General features: G+C 59.5%; 12 protein-coding genes. 9 read left to right on the top strand and 3 right to left on the bottom strand.

All coding sequences use genetic code 11. The features are described 5' to 3' along the window. Positions 1 to 190: 190 nt before the first annotated feature. Positions 191 to 1,207, bottom strand: a complete 1,017-nt coding sequence (locus DW037_RS05330) for a LacI family DNA-binding transcriptional regulator (RefSeq protein ID WP_117583378.1) — start codon at positions 1,205 to 1,207, stop codon at positions 191 to 193. Positions 1,208 to 1,583: 376 nt separating this feature from the next. Here DW037_RS05330 and DW037_RS05325 point away from each other — a divergent pair, with 376 nt between their 5' ends. From DW037_RS05325 to DW037_RS05290, 8 genes are all read left to right on the top strand, one after another. After that, positions 1,584 to 4,592 carry a glycoside hydrolase family 2 TIM barrel-domain containing protein gene (locus DW037_RS05325; RefSeq protein ID WP_117583377.1) on the top strand — a complete coding sequence of 1,003 codons (3,009 nt, stop codon included), beginning with the start codon at positions 1,584 to 1,586 and terminating at the stop codon, positions 4,590 to 4,592. 3 nt (positions 4,593 to 4,595) lie between these two features. Further along, complete coding sequence (locus DW037_RS05320) at positions 4,596 to 5,051, top strand: hypothetical protein (RefSeq protein WP_117563669.1); 456 nt, start codon at positions 4,596 to 4,598, stop codon at positions 5,049 to 5,051. Between the two features lie 153 nt (positions 5,052 to 5,204). Further along, entirely contained in the window at positions 5,205 to 6,668 is a 1,464-nt protein-coding gene (locus DW037_RS05315; protein ID WP_117583376.1) for an amino acid permease, read from the top strand. 421 nt (positions 6,669 to 7,089) lie between these two features. Further along, positions 7,090 to 7,338 carry an HPr family phosphocarrier protein gene (locus DW037_RS05310; RefSeq protein WP_022094361.1) on the top strand — a complete coding sequence of 83 codons (249 nt, stop codon included), beginning with the start codon at positions 7,090 to 7,092 and terminating at the stop codon, positions 7,336 to 7,338. Positions 7,339 to 7,526: 188 nt separating this feature from the next. Then, entirely contained in the window at positions 7,527 to 7,769 is a 243-nt protein-coding gene (locus DW037_RS05305; protein ID WP_022094360.1) for a FeoA family protein, read from the top strand. A gap of 39 nt (positions 7,770 to 7,808) precedes the next feature. Continuing rightward, positions 7,809 to 8,030 (top strand): FeoA family protein, encoded by a 222-nt coding sequence (locus DW037_RS05300; RefSeq protein ID WP_006234774.1) that lies wholly within the window; start codon positions 7,809 to 7,811, stop codon positions 8,028 to 8,030. Between the two features lie 123 nt (positions 8,031 to 8,153). Beyond that, complete coding sequence (locus DW037_RS05295) at positions 8,154 to 10,481, top strand: ferrous iron transporter B (RefSeq protein ID WP_117628963.1); 2,328 nt, start codon at positions 8,154 to 8,156, stop codon at positions 10,479 to 10,481. Between the two features lie 204 nt (positions 10,482 to 10,685). Further along, positions 10,686 to 10,886 carry a hypothetical protein gene (locus tag DW037_RS05290; RefSeq protein WP_035136858.1) on the top strand — a complete coding sequence of 67 codons (201 nt, stop codon included), beginning with the start codon at positions 10,686 to 10,688 and terminating at the stop codon, positions 10,884 to 10,886. Positions 10,887 to 11,177: 291 nt separating this feature from the next. Here the strand turns inward: DW037_RS05290 and DW037_RS05285 are convergent, their stop codons facing one another. Then, positions 11,178 to 11,882, bottom strand: a complete 705-nt coding sequence (locus DW037_RS05285) for a response regulator (protein WP_117583373.1) — start codon at positions 11,880 to 11,882, stop codon at positions 11,178 to 11,180. Next, entirely contained in the window at positions 11,875 to 14,610 is a 2,736-nt protein-coding gene (locus tag DW037_RS05280; RefSeq protein WP_117583372.1) for a sensor histidine kinase KdpD, read from the bottom strand. The genes DW037_RS05285 and DW037_RS05280 overlap by 8 nt, the downstream gene beginning before the upstream one ends. 334 nt (positions 14,611 to 14,944) lie before the next feature. Between DW037_RS05280 and kdpA the strand changes: the two genes are divergently transcribed. Then, positions 14,945 to 16,768 (top strand): potassium-transporting ATPase subunit KdpA, encoded by a 1,824-nt coding sequence (gene kdpA, locus DW037_RS05275; protein ID WP_117628962.1) that lies wholly within the window; start codon positions 14,945 to 14,947, stop codon positions 16,766 to 16,768. The last annotated feature ends 3 nt before the right edge of the window (positions 16,769 to 16,771 follow it).

The following is a 16,771-nucleotide window of genomic DNA, read 5'->3' as shown; positions in this document are numbered from 1 at the left end:
AATCTGCGTCCAGAACGGGTCGCGCTTTCCCAAAGGGGGTCCTCTGGGAAAGCGCGACCCAGAATTCGGCAAAATAATGGGGCACAGTTTCCGCTTGAGCGGTCTAACGGAAACTGTGCCCCAGAATGAGCGCTCAAAACGGGGCAGGCTTTCCGCAACAACTGTCTGGCGAAAAGCCCGGCCCAGTTTCCTACAGCGAGTCTCTCTGAACGAGCTGCATGTGCATCACGGAGGTGGTGGGCTCGGCGCCCTTGATCATGTCGAGCGCAATGTTGGCGGCCATGTGGCCTTCTTCGCGCAGGGGCTGGCGGACGGTCGTGAGTGCGGGGACGCAGCGCGCCGCAATCTCGTGATCGTCGAAGCCGACGACAGAAACGTCCGCCGGAACGGATAGGCCTGCCTCGTTGAGTGCGGTGATGACGCCAGCCGCGATACGGTCCGATCCGCAGAGCACGCCATCGAAAGCAATCTCGCGCGCGAGGATCTGGTGCATGGCCTGATAGCCGTCTCCGCTGTTCCAGCCGGTATAGATAACGTTTGCGTCTGGGAGGTCTTCGCCCAAGACGGCGCGGTAGCCGCGCAGGCGGTCGACAACAGCGGGGTTGTCTTGCGGTCCCAACACGGCGACGATATCTTTGCGCCCGCGCTCCTTCATGGCGAGTGCCGCAAAGCGTCCGCCCTCTTCGTCGTCAGAGTAGACCGTCGAGAACACATCGCGATAGGGGTGACCCTCGAGCTGGCCGCACAACACGGTGGGCACGCCCAGCTCGCGCAGTACCTCGAGCAGTTCGCTGCCCTTGTAGGGGGAGACGTTGATTACGGCGTCGAACGAGCGGCGCTCAAAGTGCTCGCGTGCGCGGTTGCGCTCATGCGTAGAAGACGCCTGCAAGATAACGGGCAGATAGGATGACTCCGACAGTTCTTCGGTAATGCCGCTCAAAAACTCGCTATAGGTGGGGTCGCTGAAGAGTTCACTCAGGGGCTCGGTCACGAGCACGGCGATGATTTCCGTGCGTCCGACAGCGAGCGCTCGGCCACGAGCGTTGGGGACAAAATTGACTTCCTTGGCCGCTGCGCGGACGCGCTTTTTGGTTTCCTCGCTAATGCGGGGCGAATCGTTGAGGGCGCGCGATGCCGTGGAGCGCGACACGCCGGCAGCTGCGGCAACCTCGGCAAGCGTAGGTGCGGTGCGAACTGGTTGGGTCATGGCGTCTCCTGGAAAATGCGGTCGATGTTGTCATTGATACGGGCTGGTGCGGATACAGCTTACTATAGTGCGCCTGAACAGCGTTCATGATATCCGGCCACTGGTGGCATTTCACGTTCAAGCTGCTGTTGAACATGGCTTGCACGGGTGGGGCATAGATGGGCGCGGCCGTTGTCAGCCGCCTGGGAATGCTGTTTTGCGCTGAGTTTCGATACTCAGGGTGACATAAGTGTCGTGGTTGTACAACCGGTTGCACCGTTAATCCGACAAAATCGACCGTTCGGCGGACAACCGGTTGCACAGATTTTTGTACCGCCCGTAAGATAAGGACAACCGGTTGCACAAAGAAGCACTACGATGACGAAGGAGCATCACCATGGACGCCATTAACGATTGGGAAAACCAAGCGCTCACCCACAGGAACCGCCTGGCACCCCATGCGTACTTTATGGGTTATGAGGCCGCCGATCTCGCCGCTACGTACAGCCGCGAGCTGTCGCGCGGATTTGTCCAGCTGTCCGGCTCGTGGCAGTTCCGCCTTTTTGAGGGCCCCGCGGCCGTCTCCAACGAAGCACTTTGCACGTACAAGCCCGAGTGGGATCACGTGGAGGTTCCGCACCTGTGGCAGGTAGACGGCTATGGCAACCTTGCCTACACCGACGAGGGTTTTCCGTTCCCGGTGGATCAGCCGTTCGTTCCCTCCGACGACCCTACGGGCGTCTACCAGCGCATCGTCAAACTTCCCGCCGTGCCTGCCGGCGCTCGCGAGATTATTCGCTTCGACGGTATCGAGAGCTACGGCGAGCTGTATGTCAACGGCAAGTTTATCGGCATGACCAAGGGTTCGCGCCTGTCCGCCGAGTTTGACGTGACCGACGCGCTCGTCGAGGGCGACAACCTGTTTGCGGTCAAGGTTCTGCAGTACAGCGATGGTAGCTACATCGAGGACCAGGACATGTGGTGGGCATCGGGCATCTTCCGCGATGTGTACCTCATGCAGCGTCCCGCCGCGCATCTGGTCGACTTTAGGTTCCGCACGCACCGCGAGGGCGATGCCGCTCTGATCACGCTCGATACGGTTGCCGAGGGCGCAAGTCGCGTCGTGTATACGCTCAGCGATGGCCAGAATGTGGTCGCTACGGGCGAGTGCGTCGACGGCCATGCCGAGTGCAGCGTTGCCGATGCCCACTTCTGGAACCCCGAGGACCCCTTCCTCTATGACCTTACGCTTGAGGTCTACGACGGCGACGAGGTCAGCGAGTACGTTCCGCATCGCCAAGGCCTTGCCGAGGTGACGGTCGAGGGCAATCATATCTACCTCAACGGCACCTACTTTAAGATGCATGGCGTCAACCGCCACGACCACGACGATCACAAGGGCCGCGCCGTGGGTCTCGAGCGCATGCGCCGCGACCTGGAGCTCATGAAGCAGCACAACATCAACGCGGTGCGCACGTCCCACTACGCCAACGATCCGCGCTTCTACGAGCTGTGCGACGAGTACGGCATCATGCTGGTCGCCGAGACCGATATGGAGAGCCACGGCTTCGAGAATATCGGCAATATCGCCCTGGTCACCGACGACCCTGCCTGGGAGCCGGCTTACGTTGACCGTGTTGAGCGCCTGGTGATGCAGGAACGCAACCACGCGTGCATCATCATGTGGTCGATGGGCAACGAGAGCGGCTATGGCTGCAACATCCGCGCGATGTACGCCAAAGCTCACGAGCTCGACGGTCGTCCGGTCCACTACGAGGAGGATCGCAACGCCGATACCGTCGACGTCATTTCCACCATGTACTCCCGCGTGTCGCAGATGAACGACTTTGGCGAGCATCCGTTCCCCAAGCCGCGCATCAACTGCGAGTACGGCCACTCCATGGGTAATGGTCCCGGAGGCCTGTCCGAGTACCAGGAGGTCTTCGATCGCTGGGATTGCATCCAAGGCCAGTTTATTTGGGAATGGTGCGACCACGGTTTGGCTGCTGTGACCGAGGACGGCGTTGCCTACGACATGTATGGCGGCGACAACGGCGATTACCCCAACAACAGCAACTTCTGCATCGACGGCATGGTGTTCCCCTGGCAGCAGCCGAGCCCGGGCCTTACCGAGTACGGCCAGGTCATCTGCCCGGTTCGCATGGCCTACGATGCCGAGGCGGGCGAGCTGACCGTCACCAACAAGCGTTGGTTTACCACCCTCGAGGATGTCTGCCTGTCGGCGGAGACCCTGGTGGACGGCGACGTGGTCTGCCGCAAGACGCTCATGCCCGGTGCGGTTGCCCCCGGCGAGTCCGTCCAGCTTCCGCTGGTGATTCGCGAGGCCGCAGTGGGCGAGACCCTGCTGACCGTGCACGCCTACACCATGGCGGCTCACGCCTGGTGCGAGCCGATGTTCCAACTGGGTGCAAGCCAGTTTGCCATCGCAAACCATCCGGCGCCGGCAATTGCCGCCCCCACTCGTCCTGAGCTTACGGTCGAGGAGACCGAGCAGGAGATTCGTATTCGCTCCCTCAACGGCGAGCTGACCTTCAGCAAGGTCAACGGTACCGTGAGCGAGTGGAAGGCATCCGGTCGCGACGTCATGACCTCCGGTCCCCAGGTTGGTTTTTGGCATCCGCTCGTCGATAACCACGCCCAGGAGTACGACTCCCTGTGGAAGGATAACTTCATCGATGTGATGCAGACGTCTACCCGCAATGTTTCTTGGAAGCAGGACGACAATGCGGTTGTCGTTACCGTGAGCCAGCGTATCGCTCCTCCCGTCCGCGCGTTCGGCATGCGCGTCGAGCTCGTCTATACCGTGCTTCCGAGTGGCCGCGTCGACCTCAAGGTTTCCGGCGAGCCCTACGGCGACTATTCGGACATTATCCCGCGCATCGGCATCTCCTTCGAGGTCCCCGGTTGTGATCGTGCCGTCGAGTGGTATGGCCACGGCCCGGGCGAGAACTATCCGGACTCGCTGCGCGCCAACCCGGTCGGTCATTACCGCACTACGGTCGACGACATGTTCACGCCCTACGTTATGCCCCAGGACTGCGCCAACCGCGAGGGTACCCGCTGGGTCGCCCTGCGCTCCAGCCACGGTGACGGTCTGGTCGTGACGCGTCCGAGCGACGCCGCTTCCAATCCGTTCTCGTTCTCCGCATGGCCCTATAGCTGCGAGGCTATCGATAATGCCAAGCATGTCTACGATCTTGTCCCGGGCGACACGGTTACGGTCAACATCAACGACCAGCTGCTCGGCCTTGGCTCGAACTCTTGGGGTTCCGAGGTGCTCGATTCCTATCGCACCCGTTTTGAGAGCTTCAGCTTTGAGGTGTCCCTGCGACCGCTGACGTCTGCCGATCTGGCTCAGGCGCTGGCACCCATTAAGGAGGCATAAGTCATGCATATCTTTAACTCGCGTGCCGATTTCGACGCCCAGATGAAGTCCGTCAAGAAGTGGATGCGTACCGGTCAGGCACTCGACGGCGTTTCTGAACTGCAGCACGATGTGGCGTACTCTATCGGCGACTCGCTGGTGTATTGGTGGGTGAACGCCCACGAGGCGGCTACTGCCGATCTGGTCGGTCACCGTCGCTACCATGCCGTGCTCGCCCCGCTCGACGGCAATCTGACCGTTGAGGTGGCTTCCAAGGCCGATCTTACCTGTACGCGCGCCTACAGCGATATCGATGATCGCGAGCGCTTTGAGGGTACGGGGGAGACCGTGACGATTCCCACCGGCGGCGTTGCCGTCGTCGAAATTGACGAGGCCTACCGTGTCGTGGCCGATGCCGCGGATCCCCGCGTCGTGGTGCTGCACGTGACAGTCGAAGGTTATTCCTTCCCCAACAAGTAGTATTCGTCCGCCTGGACGTTTGCTTCGCGCCGTTAAGGGGGATGGCTTTGTTGACTCCCTTTTCCCCATTCCCCTTAGCAGGTGCGCCGTCCGTGTTTGCACTTGCAGCTCGGACGGTTTTAGATGACATTTAACAGATGATTGGGAGGGCTTATGAGCTCTGAAAAACGAGGAACGATTGGTTCGTTCGCTCTGCTGGGCATGACGGTCGCCGCCGTGTTCGGTATCAAGAACATCATCAACAACAACGCGGCCATCGGCTTGGCAGCTGCGCCGTCGTTCTTCTTCGCCACGCTTTTGTACTTTGTCCCCTATACCCTGGTTACCGCCGAGTTCGTCGGCCTCAACAAGGACTCCGAGTCTGGCGTGTACGCATGGGTTAAGACCTCGATGGGTGGTCGCTGGGCGTTCCTGACGGCATTTAGCTACTGGTTCGTTAACCTGTTCTTCTTTGCGTCCGTCCTGCCCAACGTCATCATCTACGCGAGCTACGTGTTCTTTGGTGCCAACGCCGAGCTTTCGCAGCTGTGGATCACCATTATCGAGATCGTCGTCTTTGCTATCGCCACGTGGGTTTCGACCAAGGGCGCTAAGTGGATCGGCTCCATTTCCTCCTTCGGTTCGACCGCGGCTCTCGGCCTGACCGCCGTGTTCATCCTGCTGTCCCTGGCTGCTGCCTTTGGCGGCGTTGAGTTCGCTACGGCTCCTACTCCCGCTAACATGGCTCCCGACATGAGCAACTTCGCAACTGCGTGGGGCTTCTTCGGTACGCTTGCCTGGATCATCCAGGGCGTTGGCGGCGCTGAGTCTGTCGGCGTGTTCCTTAACGACCTTAAGGGTGGCGTCAAGGCCTTCGTGCGCACCGTCGTTATCGCCGGCCTGACCATCGGCCTTCTGTATGCAGGCGCTTCGCTGCTGGTTAACCTGTTCATCCCCGAGGGCGGCGTTGCCATCTCCACCGGTATCTTCGACGTATTCGGCGCTGTCTTTGCCCACTTTGGCATTCCCATGGAAGTGTCTACGCGCGCCATCGGCTTGATCCTTCTCGCCGCCACGCTGGGCTCCCTCATGATGTGGACCTCTGCTCCCATCAAGGTTTTCTTCACCGAGATCCCCAAGGGCGTCTTTGGTAGCAAGATCGTCGAGCTCAACGAGCATGGCATTCCTGCCCGCGCTGCTTGGCTGCAGTTCGCCATCGTCGTCCCCATCCTGATCATTCCGGCCCTGGGCTCCGGTAACCTCGACGACCTGCTCATGATCGTTACCAACATGACTGCTGCCACCGCTCTGCTCCCACCGCTGCTGATTTTGCTTGCCTACTTTATGCTGCGCAAGAACTTTGACGCCGCTCCCCGTGGCTTCCGCATGGGTTCGCGCCGCTTTGGCCTGGTCGTTGCCGCATTCCTGCTTGTGGTCTTCTGCTTCGTGCTTATCTGCGGCACCATTCCGCTCGATCAGCCGCTGTGGCTGACGCTGGTCTACAACGTTGGCGGCGTGGTTGTCTTCTTGGGCCTTGCCGTGATGTGGTACAACCGCTACATCAACCGCCTGCGCGAGACCGATCCCGAGGCCGCCGAGAACGAGCTTCGCCCTTCCGTCCTCGATATGATGGAGTAGCGGCTAGGATTAATCTACGGCTGTGGAATAAATCGATTCCCTTTCCTAAGGAGGGGCCTTACGAGGCCCCTCCTTTTGTGTTTTGGGGCATGGTTTTGGCCCCCGTGGTCAAAAAATGCCAAATATGAGTACTGTTGCAAAAGAAGTGCCATATTTTTCGGCCTGCTCTGAGCGAAAATGGGCTCAAAATCGATTTATCTAACTCCCTTTAAAGGGCGTTTGACGGCTTTCAACCTCTTCGAATCGCTCAAGCTAGGCAATTTGCTCTCGATTTTGCTGCTACTAAATTTGTGACAGTACTCATATTTGCCACTTTTTGACCACGGGGTATCCGGAGGGGCCCTCGATAAGCATCTAACGCTACAATAACTACCACGTGGCTGGGTTTGCCGGCCGAATGTGTGATGTCGTGGGAGGGGACATGGTCGAGTTTACAAAGACGATTAAAGATCCGTTGGGACTACACGCCCGCCCGGTTGCGCTGCTCTATGACATCATTGCCAAGCACCGTAGCGACGTGTCGGTCAGCATCGGCGACCGCCATACCGACGGTCGCGATGTCATGGGCCTCATGGCTCTCTACGGCGAGTGCGGCGAGGACATCATCTTTCGCGTTTCGGGCGTAGACGAGGCTTCCTGCGTTACGTCGATCAGAAACCTCTCGCTCTAAGCATGACAGGGCGCGGCAAAGGACAGCTCTTTGCCGCGCCTTTTTGTTTCATATAGGAAACTTTTTCGAAATCTGAATAGGGACCCTTTCCAAAAAGTTAACCACGTGCTAGTTTACTAAAGCGAACATAGACGTGGTTAACTTTTATCGCGTCGATGTTGAGGACGAACTGACGTTAGGAGCCACTCATGTCTTGCGGACCGCAGATGCCGGCCATGCCGCTTTCGATGGTAAAAGCGGGCGAAACCGTGCGCGTGTCTCGTGTAAAGGGCAATGAGGACATGAAGCACCACCTCAAGGACCTCGGCTTTGTCGAGGGCAACGAAATCCACGTGGTGAGCTCGAGTGGCGCCAATATCATCGTCACGGTGCTGGGCGCACGCTTTGGCATCGATTCCAAGGTTGCCATGCACATCATGACCGTCGGTTAGTCCGCAGCATTTCATAAAAACTGAAAGGGGGACAAGAGGATGAAGACGTTGGGTGACGTTAAGGTGGGCGAGAGCTCTACCATCGTCAAGCTTCACGGTGAGGGTGCGCTTCGCCGTCACCTTATGGACCTGGGGCTCATCAAGGGCACTTCGTTCAAGGTCGTGAAGGTTGCACCGCTCGGTGATCCGGTCGAGATCAACGTGCGCGGCTACGAGCTTTCCATCCGCAAGGAGGAGGCTGCCGTCGTCGAGGTCCAGTAAGGGCTCGCGGCGCATATATCTGCAGATAAAGTTAGGTTTTTCTAACTTAATGCAGCATCTTTGAAGCACATTATCCAGCCTGCGCGGAGAAAGCAGCGCAGGCACACAAGGAAGAAGGATTGAATGGCGGATTCTCAGATCCATGTCGCGCTGGCGGGTAACCCCAACTGCGGCAAGACCACGCTTTTCAACCTGATCACCGGCGCCAACGGCTACGTTGGCAACTGGCCCGGCGTCACGGTTGAGAAAAAGGAGGCCAAGCTCCTAAGCGACAAGAACGTTACCATCACGGACCTCCCTGGCATCTACTCGCTTTCCCCCTACAGCCCTGAGGAGCAGTGCTCGCGCGATTACCTCATGAGCGGCGAGCCCGATGTCGTCGTCCAGGTGGTCGACGCCACCAACCTCGAGCGTAACCTGTACCTGGCGCTTCAGGTTATCGAGACCGGCCTGCCCGTGGTCGTTGCCCTCAACATGGCCGACCTGGTCGAGAAGAACGGCGATAAGATCGACACGGACAAGCTCTCCAAGAAGCTCGGTTGTCCGGTCATGATGATCTCGGCCCTTAAGAACAAGGGCATCAAGGAGCTGTTCGAGCAGGTCAAGAAGTCCGCTGCTTCCAAGGGCCAGGTGCCGGAGCACAAGTTCGATTCCTCCATCGAGGACGTTCTGGACCACATCGAGAACAATCTGCCGGCGAGCGTTCCCGCCAACAAGCGCCGCTACTACGCTGTCAAGCTGTTCGAGCGCGATGCGGACGCCTGCAAGCTCATCAACCTCACCAAGGAGAAGGCCGCTCGCGTCGAAGGTCTGGTCGCTCAGTGCGAGCAGGACTGCGACGATGACGCCGAGTCCATCATCACCGGCGAGCGTTACGGCGTGATTGCCCACATCATTGACGAGTGCCTCACCAAGGCTCCGGCAAAGATGAGCACCTCCGAGAAGATCGACCGCGTGGTTACCAACCGTATCCTGGGCCTGCCGATCTTTGTGGTCATCATGTTCTGCGTGTACTACATCGCCGTTTCTACCTTGGGCGGCACGGTGACCGACTTCACCAACGACCAGCTCTTCGGTACCGACGGTTGGTACGTGCTCGGTCAGGGCCGCGACGCCTACGACGCGGCCGTCGAGGCTGCGGGCGACAATGCCGACTCGGTCGACCCGGCACAGTACGGCCCCTATGTTCCTGGTATTACCACCATGGTCCACGACGCCCTTGTGGCGGGCGGCACCGAGGACGGTGGCCTGGTCGATTCGCTGGTCTGCGACGGCATCGTCGGCGGCCTGGGCGCCATCTTCGGCTTTGTCCCGCAGATGTTCCTGCTGTTCGTCATGCTGTCCTTCCTGGAGGACTGCGGCTATATGGCCCGCGTCGCCTTCATCATGGACCGCGTGTTCCGTCGCTTTGGCCTGTCCGGTAAGTCGTTCATCCCCATGCTCGTATCCTCGGGCTGCGGCGTCCCCGGCGTCATGGCCACCAAGACCATCGAGAACGAGAAGGACCGCCGCATGACGGTCATGACCACCACGTTTATTCCCTGTGGCGCTAAGCTGCCGATCATCGCCCTGCTCATGGGTTCCATCATCGGCGATTCTTCCACCACCGCCGCGTGGATCAGCCCGCTCTTCTACTTCCTGGGCGTCTTTGCCGTCATCGCTTCGGGCCTCATGCTCAAGAAGACCAAGCTCTTCGCCGGCCGCCCGACGCCGTTCGTTATGGAGCTTCCCGCCTACCACTTCCCGGCGATCCGCTCTTGGGCGCTGCACGTGTGGGAGCGCTGCTGGGCCTTTATCAAGAAGGCCGGCACGGTCATCTTCGCGTCCACCGTCGTTGTTTGGTTCCTGTCCAACTTTGGTAGCTACAACGGCACGTTTGGCTTCCTGCCTGCTATGGAGGGCATCCCCGAGGAGTTCATGGACTACTCCGTGCTTGCCATGCTGGGCAACCTGGTCGCCTGGATCTTCGCCCCGCTCGGCTTTAGCACCTGGCAGGCAACTGCGCTGACCGTCTCGGGCCTTGTCGCTAAGGAGAACGTCGTCGCCACCGCCGGTTCGCTGCTGTCCGTCGCCGACGCCGGCGAGACCGACCCGAGCCTGTGGACCGCGTTCGCCGGCATGTTCCCGACTATGGGCGCTTGCGTTGCCTTTGGTGCGTTCAACCTGCTGTGCGCTCCGTGCTTTGCCGCCATGGGCACTATCCGCAACCAGATGGATTCCGGCAAGTGGACCGCCATCGCGATCGGTTACGAGTGCGCCTTTGCTTGGGTCATTGGTCTGTTCATCAACCAGTTCTACAACCTGTTCGTTCTTGGACAGTTTGGTATCTGGACGGTTGTGGCCATCGTGCTGCTGGTTGCGATGCTCTTCCAGATCTTCCGTCCCATGCCTAAACATGCTTGGACCGACGAGGACGAGACCAACACTGCTTCCGCCGCAGTTTCCGCTTAAGTCCGAATAAGGATTAGCCCCTTTCCATGAGCCCGGGTGTCCCAGCGACACTCGGGCTTTTTGGTGCAATGGGGGACAGATTGCTTTGCTCCAGAAGTAAGATGTGGCGTTTCCGCAGATAAAACCGACCAAAACAAACCTGTCCCTTTTTGGCAGGTGGAAGATGGGGTAAAGTAAGTGGTGGTTAACTAGAGGAGGCTTACTATGGCACCTATCGATATTGTTGTGTTGGCTGTTATCGGCATTGCGTTTGTCGCCGTGTGCGTGCGTATCTACCGAAAGGGCACCTGCGCCGACTGCGCCCAGGGTGGCGTTTGTACGGGGCATTGCTCCAACAAAAAGACCTGCGCCGCACTTAAGGGCGTAGACAAAATCGCCGAAGACTTGGGCCGCGGTATCAAATAAAGGTCCAGGCACCCAAGCGCCTCGCGAGCATCCGTTCGCGGGGCGCTTTGCACATTTGGGGGAGAGTGTGGCGAGTTGAAGAGTATTTTTGGGTATCGCTAACTATGTGGTCAACGGCCCGCTCACCGTGGTCCATGCCGTAGCGAGCGCCAATCTCGCCGTCGAAGGCATGACCAACTACCTGGGCCTCTAACTCCATCCCGCCCATCAGTTGCGGTGAAATACAGACTGTTTTGGCCGTCAAAGGCCTTATCTACTCCGTATTCCACCGCAACTTTTTTGTGGGGTGGGCTAGAGACGCTGCATGCGGTACCCGACACCCATGTGCGTCTGAATCATCTTGGGGTGAGAGGGGTCTGCCTCGATCTTCTTGCGCAGGGTGCGCATGAACACGCGCAGGCTCGCCAGATCGCTGTCCCAGCTCGTGCCCCATATCTCGCGGGTGATGAAGGTGTGGGTGAGCACCTTGTCGACGTTTTTCGCCAGAAGGACGAGCAATTTGTACTCGGTTGGGGTGAGCGAGAGCTCGCGTCCGTCTTTCGTCGCGTATCCCGCGGCGTAGTCGATATGCAGCGGACCGTTGTCGAACGTGCTCGCTTCTGTCGATTCGCTTGACGCCATCGAGGAGCGCCTCAAATTCGCACGGACGCGCGCGAGCAACTCATCCACAGAAAAGGGCTTGGTGAGGTAGTCGTCTGCCCCTGCGTCAAGTGCTGCAATCTTGTCGGAATCTTCGGTGCGCGCCGAAATGACGATAATGGGGACTGCCGACCAGCTTCGGATCTTCGTGATGACCTCGATACCGTCAATGTCGGGAAGGCCGAGGTCGAGCATGATGAGGCTGGGGCCGTGCGACACCGCATCCATGATGGCGGCCTGGCCGTTGCAAACCTTGCTCACGACATAGCCGTGGAGGTCAAGCGCGGTCGAAACGAGGTTTTGAACGGTCAGGTCATCTTCGACCAGGAGGATGCGTGGCTTAGCGGCATTATTCATGAATCTCGATCTCCTCGGCGGGCAGGGTAAAACGGAAGACGGCCCCATGGGGGTGGTTGTCGCGAGCTTCGATGACGCCGCCATGCGCCTCCACGATGGAGCGGCAGAGCGACAGCCCAAGGCCGATGCTTCGACGCGAATCCACGGGCCGCGTATTGCGTGAGGTGAAGAAGCGCTCAAAGATATGAGGCTTGTCGCAGTCTGCCACACCCGGCCCATCGTCTGCGACGTCCACCACGACGAACGCACCCTCGCGACGTGCGCTGATGGTGACAGTCGAGTCCTCGGGCGTGTATTTGAAGGCGTTCATGATGAGATTCGTAAGCACCTGCATGATGAGATGGACGTCGATGCGTACCAGCAGGATGTCGTCAGTGTGCTCGATGGTGACGGTACGTCCATGCGATGCTTGGGCGACATGGCTGAGGGCGGCCTCGATGACCTCGTCGATGAGCTCGGATGTGAAGTTGAGGCAAATGGTGCCATCCTCGACGCGTGTGATGGCGAGGAGGTTCTCCACGGTATCGATAAGCCAGAGGGAGTCGTCGTAGATGGCATCGGCAAGATCGCAGCGTTGTTCGAGGCTGAGCTTCTCGTCGCTCTTCCGAAGGATTGCCGCAGATCCGGATATAGCCGTGAGTGGTGTCCTCAAATCGTGGCCGATGGAGCGCAAAAGGTTGGCGCGCAGCTGCTCGTTTTTCGCCAAGACCGCAGCCTCTTCGCGCTCTTGCGCCGCCCGGTCGCTTTCGAGCGCCAAGGCGCATTCGCCTACGATAGATAGGACGATCGAATGCTCGAAGGCTTCGATCTCGCGCCCCTCCAGGTCGATGCCGATGACACCGAATACCTTGTCGCCGGTGCGAACCGCGAGGTAGAGGCAGCGCGCCTCGGGCAGGGTCCGCGTGCTTGCGCCCGCGCGTTTGTTGTTGGTGTAGGTCCAGGTTGCAACAGCGCGCTCGTAGTCGGTGAGCAGCGACGCGGATCGGTTTTCGGTGCCAGCGGACTCATAGAGCGTCTTGCCGAGCGTGCCGTGTTCGGCGGTGTAGAAGACCACGTCGAGTTTTAGCAGTTTGATGAGTTGGTTCATGGCGACGCGGGCACACTCCTCCGCGCTATGGGCTTGCTGCAAGAGCTGGTTCGTTTCGAGGAGTACGCGCGTTTTGAATGCGTTCTCGGCGGAGGTACGGGCGTTGTCGGCGATGCGCGCAGTTAACTCGCCGGCGACCATAGCGGTAGCGAACATGATGCCGAACGTGACCAGATAGCTTCGGTCGTAGCTGGCGAGCGAAAACAGAGGCGTTACGAAGCAGAAGTTGTAAAGCACTACAGAGAGCACGCTCGATACGATCGTGCAGATACGCCCCGTCGTGGTGACGGCGGTCAGCAGGGCCGTGAGGATATAGAGGGATATGATGCTGGAATCGGCAAATCCCAGATGGCGGAAAGCCGTGCCGATCGCTGTGGCGACAAGAGAGAGGGCCAGCGTGCGAAGCACGTTTCGGCTGCTGGGCGGCTGCAGGGCGAGCGCATGGCGGCGTCCTTTGGGTCGGGAGGGCGGAGTCGACTGGTCTGGAATGATGTAAATGTCGAGGTTCGGGGCGAATGTTATGAGCTGTTCTACGAGAGATTTGCGGCCAAAGAGGGCCTGACGGACGCTGCTGTGCTCGCCCGTGCGCCCCATGACGATCTTCGAAATACCCGACAGGCGTGCGAACTCGGAGATCTGAAACGCGACGTCGTCGCCATAGACGGTTTCCATATGTGCTCCGAGCTGCTCGGCTAGGGCGATATTGTCTGCAAGCTTGGCGCGCTCATCATCGCTCATGGCTTGCGTGCGCGGGCTCTCTACGAACAGGGCGACGAGCTCGCTGCGAAACGCTTTCGCCATGCGTGCGGCGGCACGGACGATGCGGGGATTGGTCGGCGCCGGGGAGACACAGACTAAGATACGCTCCCTGGTGTAGTAGTCACGGTTTCCCAGCACGCGTGCGGCGTCTGTGAGGTGGCCGGTGCGATCGGCGCAGCGGCGCAGCGCGATTTCTCGGAGTGCGGTGAGGTTCTCGACGGTAAAAAAATGCTGTTGCGCTCGCTCGGCTTGTGCGGGACGGTAGACGAGGCCGGCGCGAAGGCGCTCAAGTAGGTCTTCGGGCTCTATGTCAACGAGCTCGACCTGGTCGGCATCATCGAAGATGCGGTCGGGGATTCGTTCGCTCACGACAACGCCGGTGATGGATGCAACCATGTCGTTTAGGCTCTCGATATGCTGAACGTTCACAGTCGTATAGACGTCGATGCCTGCATGTAGAAGTTCCTCGACGTCTTGATAACGTTTGTCGTGGCGAGACCCCGGCGCATTCGTATGGGCGAGCTCGTCGACAAGGATGAGCTGAGGGGCGCGTTCGATAGCCGCATCTAGATCGAACTCGCTGAGCGCAATGCCGTTGTGCTCAGCGAGTTTACAGGGCACGTTCTCAAGCCCTTGTGCAAGATGGGCAGTTGCCGGACGTTCGTGCGGCTCGATGTATCCCGCGACGACGTCGACACCTCGCCGCTTGGCGGCGTGGGCGGCTTGAAGCATCGCATAGGTTTTGCCTGCACCAGCAGCGTAGCCAAAGAAAATCTTGAGGTGTCCCCGGCTGGTTCGAGCGTCATCGGCGGCCTCGTCTTTCTCAATTGCCTTGAGGATGAGGTCTGGATTGACGCGAGTGTCCGATGCGTCGCGCTGCATAGCGTAGCCTTTCTGAAACGTTGCCCATGCGTGCATACGCGGTGAGGACGCCACTGTATGCTCGCGAGGTCGAGTATAGGCGCACTGCAGCCGCAATAGTGCTTTCTACCTGCATCTTTACGGCATCTTAAGGTCGTGAGCCCCGGCCCTCACGCCTCTTTAATCTCTAGAAGCGTTTACTGTCCCCAGGCGCTTGCGAGAGCAGGCGTCCGAGACATCGGACCGCGCGTGAAAGGGGCGGTAAATGAACATCCTCATTCCCATCATCGGAGTCGTCTGCATTGGACTCCTTATCTATTACATCTACATTCTGATGAGGAGTGATTCGTAAACTATGGACGCTGCGATTCAGTACATCTTGTACTTTGCCGTGCTCGTCGTCCTGGCCGTTCCGCTCGGTCGGTTCATGGCCCATATCATGGATGGTGAGCATACGTTCCTGTCGCCTGTGATTGCTCCTGTGGAGCGTGGCGTCTATCGTCTGCTTCGCATCGACGCGGCAGAGCAGATGGGGTGTAGGCGCTACCTGGCGAGCGTGCTGGTCTTTTCGGGGATCGGCCTCGTGGTCCTTGTGGCACTTCAAGCGCTTCAGTCCTTCTTGCCAGGCAATCCCCAGCACCTGCCGGGTGTGCCATGGGACCTGTCGTTCAATACGGCTGCTTCCTTCATAACCAACACCAACTGGCAGTCCTACTCCGGCGAGACCACCCTGTCCTACCTTGTGCAGTTCATGGGTCTCACCGTGCAGAACTTCGTTTCCGCTGGCACCGGTATCGCGGTCATGTTCGCGCTGATTCGTGGCTTCCGTCAGGTCAAGGAGCAGAGCTTGGGTTCCTTCTGGGTCGACCTCACCCGCACCGTCCTGTATGTGCTCATCCCGCTGAACCTCGTGTTCGGCATCTGCCTGGCTGCCGGTGGCGTCATCTCCAACTTCCAGCCGGCTCAGAAGGCTGAGCTCGTAGAGCCCGTCGCCGTCCAGCCTAATGCAGACGGCGGCTGGAGCGTCCTCGACGGCGCCCAGATCGAGGGCGACACGGTCAAGGTCGACGGCAAGGTTGTCGAGGGCGCGCGCGTGGTCACCGAGCAGTTCCTGCCCCAGGGTCCTGCGGCTCCTCAGGTCGCCATCAAGCAGTCCGGAACCAACGGCGGCGGCTTCTTCGGCGTGAACTCCGCCCATCCGTATGAGAACCCCAGTGCCTTCACCAACATCATCGAGATGACCAGCCTGCTGCTGATCCCGGCTGCCTGCTGCTTCACCTTCGGTATCGGCGTCAAGAACACCAAGCAGGGCAAGGCCATCTTTGCCGCCATGTTCATCCTGCTGGTGATCTTCACCGGCATCATCGCCGTCAACGAGCATGCGGGCACCCCGCAGCTGGCCGATGGCGGAGCGGTCAATATCGAGATGACCGACGGCCAAGCCGGCGGCAACATGGAGGGCAAGGAGAGCCGCTTCGGTATCGTCACCTCCTCCACGTGGTCGGCTTACACCACCGCCGCTTCCAACGGCTCGGTTAACTCCATGCACGACTCCTACACCCCGCTGGGCGGTTTTGTCCAGATGCTCCAGATGGCTCTGGGCGAGGTTGTCTTCGGCGGCGTGGGCTGCGGCCTGTACGGCATGATCGGCTTCGCCATCCTCACAGTGTTCATCGCCGGCCTTATGGTCGGCCGCACGCCCGAGTTCCTGGGCAAGAAGATCGAGCCGGGCGAGATGCGCTGGGCAGTTGTCCTGTGCCTGGCAACTCCGTTTGCCATTCTGGTGTGCTCGGCCATCGCCTGCATGGTGCCCGGTCTTGCCGACCAGCTCAACAATGGTGGCGCGCACGGCTTCTCCGAGGTGCTGTATGCCTTCACCTCATGCGGCGGCAACAACGGCTCGGCGTTTGCAGGTATGAACTGCAACATTCCCTGGATCAACGTCATGCTCGGCCTCGAGATGCTGTTCGCCCGCTTCATGCCCATCATCGGTACGCTGGCTATCGCCGGCTCGCTGGCCAAGAAGGGTAAGGTCGCCGAGAGCGCCGGTACCCTGTCTACCACCAACGGCATGTTCGTATTCCTGCTCGTGTTCATCGTTCTGCTGATCGGTGCCCTGAGCTTCTTCCCGGCCCTGGCGCTTGGCCCCGTTGCCGAGTTCTTCCAGATGATTGCGTAAAGG

This window comes from Collinsella sp. AF39-11AT, from assembly GCF_003474585.1.
Lineage (GTDB): Bacteria > Actinomycetota > Coriobacteriia > Coriobacteriales > Coriobacteriaceae > Collinsella.
This window is presented reverse-complemented; position numbering and strand designations above follow the sequence as displayed.

What these genes read in the sequence shown, in the direction of transcription:
- DW037_RS05330 (WP_117583378.1), bottom strand. Translation starts at nt 1,207, where the DNA reads ATGACCCAACCAGTTCGCACCGCACCTACGCTTGCCGAGGTTGCCGCA.
- DW037_RS05325 (WP_117583377.1), top strand. Translation starts at nt 1,584, where the DNA reads ATGGACGCCATTAACGATTGGGAAAACCAAGCGCTCACCCACAGGAAC.
- DW037_RS05320 (WP_117563669.1), top strand. Translation starts at nt 4,596, where the DNA reads ATGCATATCTTTAACTCGCGTGCCGATTTCGACGCCCAGATGAAGTCC.
- DW037_RS05315 (WP_117583376.1), top strand. Translation starts at nt 5,205, where the DNA reads ATGAGCTCTGAAAAACGAGGAACGATTGGTTCGTTCGCTCTGCTGGGC.
- DW037_RS05310 (WP_022094361.1), top strand. Translation starts at nt 7,090, where the DNA reads ATGGTCGAGTTTACAAAGACGATTAAAGATCCGTTGGGACTACACGCC.
- DW037_RS05305 (WP_022094360.1), top strand. Translation starts at nt 7,527, where the DNA reads ATGTCTTGCGGACCGCAGATGCCGGCCATGCCGCTTTCGATGGTAAAA.
- DW037_RS05300 (WP_006234774.1), top strand. Translation starts at nt 7,809, where the DNA reads ATGAAGACGTTGGGTGACGTTAAGGTGGGCGAGAGCTCTACCATCGTC.
- DW037_RS05295 (WP_117628963.1), top strand. Translation starts at nt 8,154, where the DNA reads ATGGCGGATTCTCAGATCCATGTCGCGCTGGCGGGTAACCCCAACTGC.
- DW037_RS05290 (WP_035136858.1), top strand. Translation starts at nt 10,686, where the DNA reads ATGGCACCTATCGATATTGTTGTGTTGGCTGTTATCGGCATTGCGTTT.
- DW037_RS05285 (WP_117583373.1), bottom strand. Translation starts at nt 11,882, where the DNA reads ATGAATAATGCCGCTAAGCCACGCATCCTCCTGGTCGAAGATGACCTG.
- DW037_RS05280 (WP_117583372.1), bottom strand. Translation starts at nt 14,610, where the DNA reads ATGCAGCGCGACGCATCGGACACTCGCGTCAATCCAGACCTCATCCTC.
- kdpA (WP_117628962.1), top strand. Translation starts at nt 14,945, where the DNA reads ATGGACGCTGCGATTCAGTACATCTTGTACTTTGCCGTGCTCGTCGTC.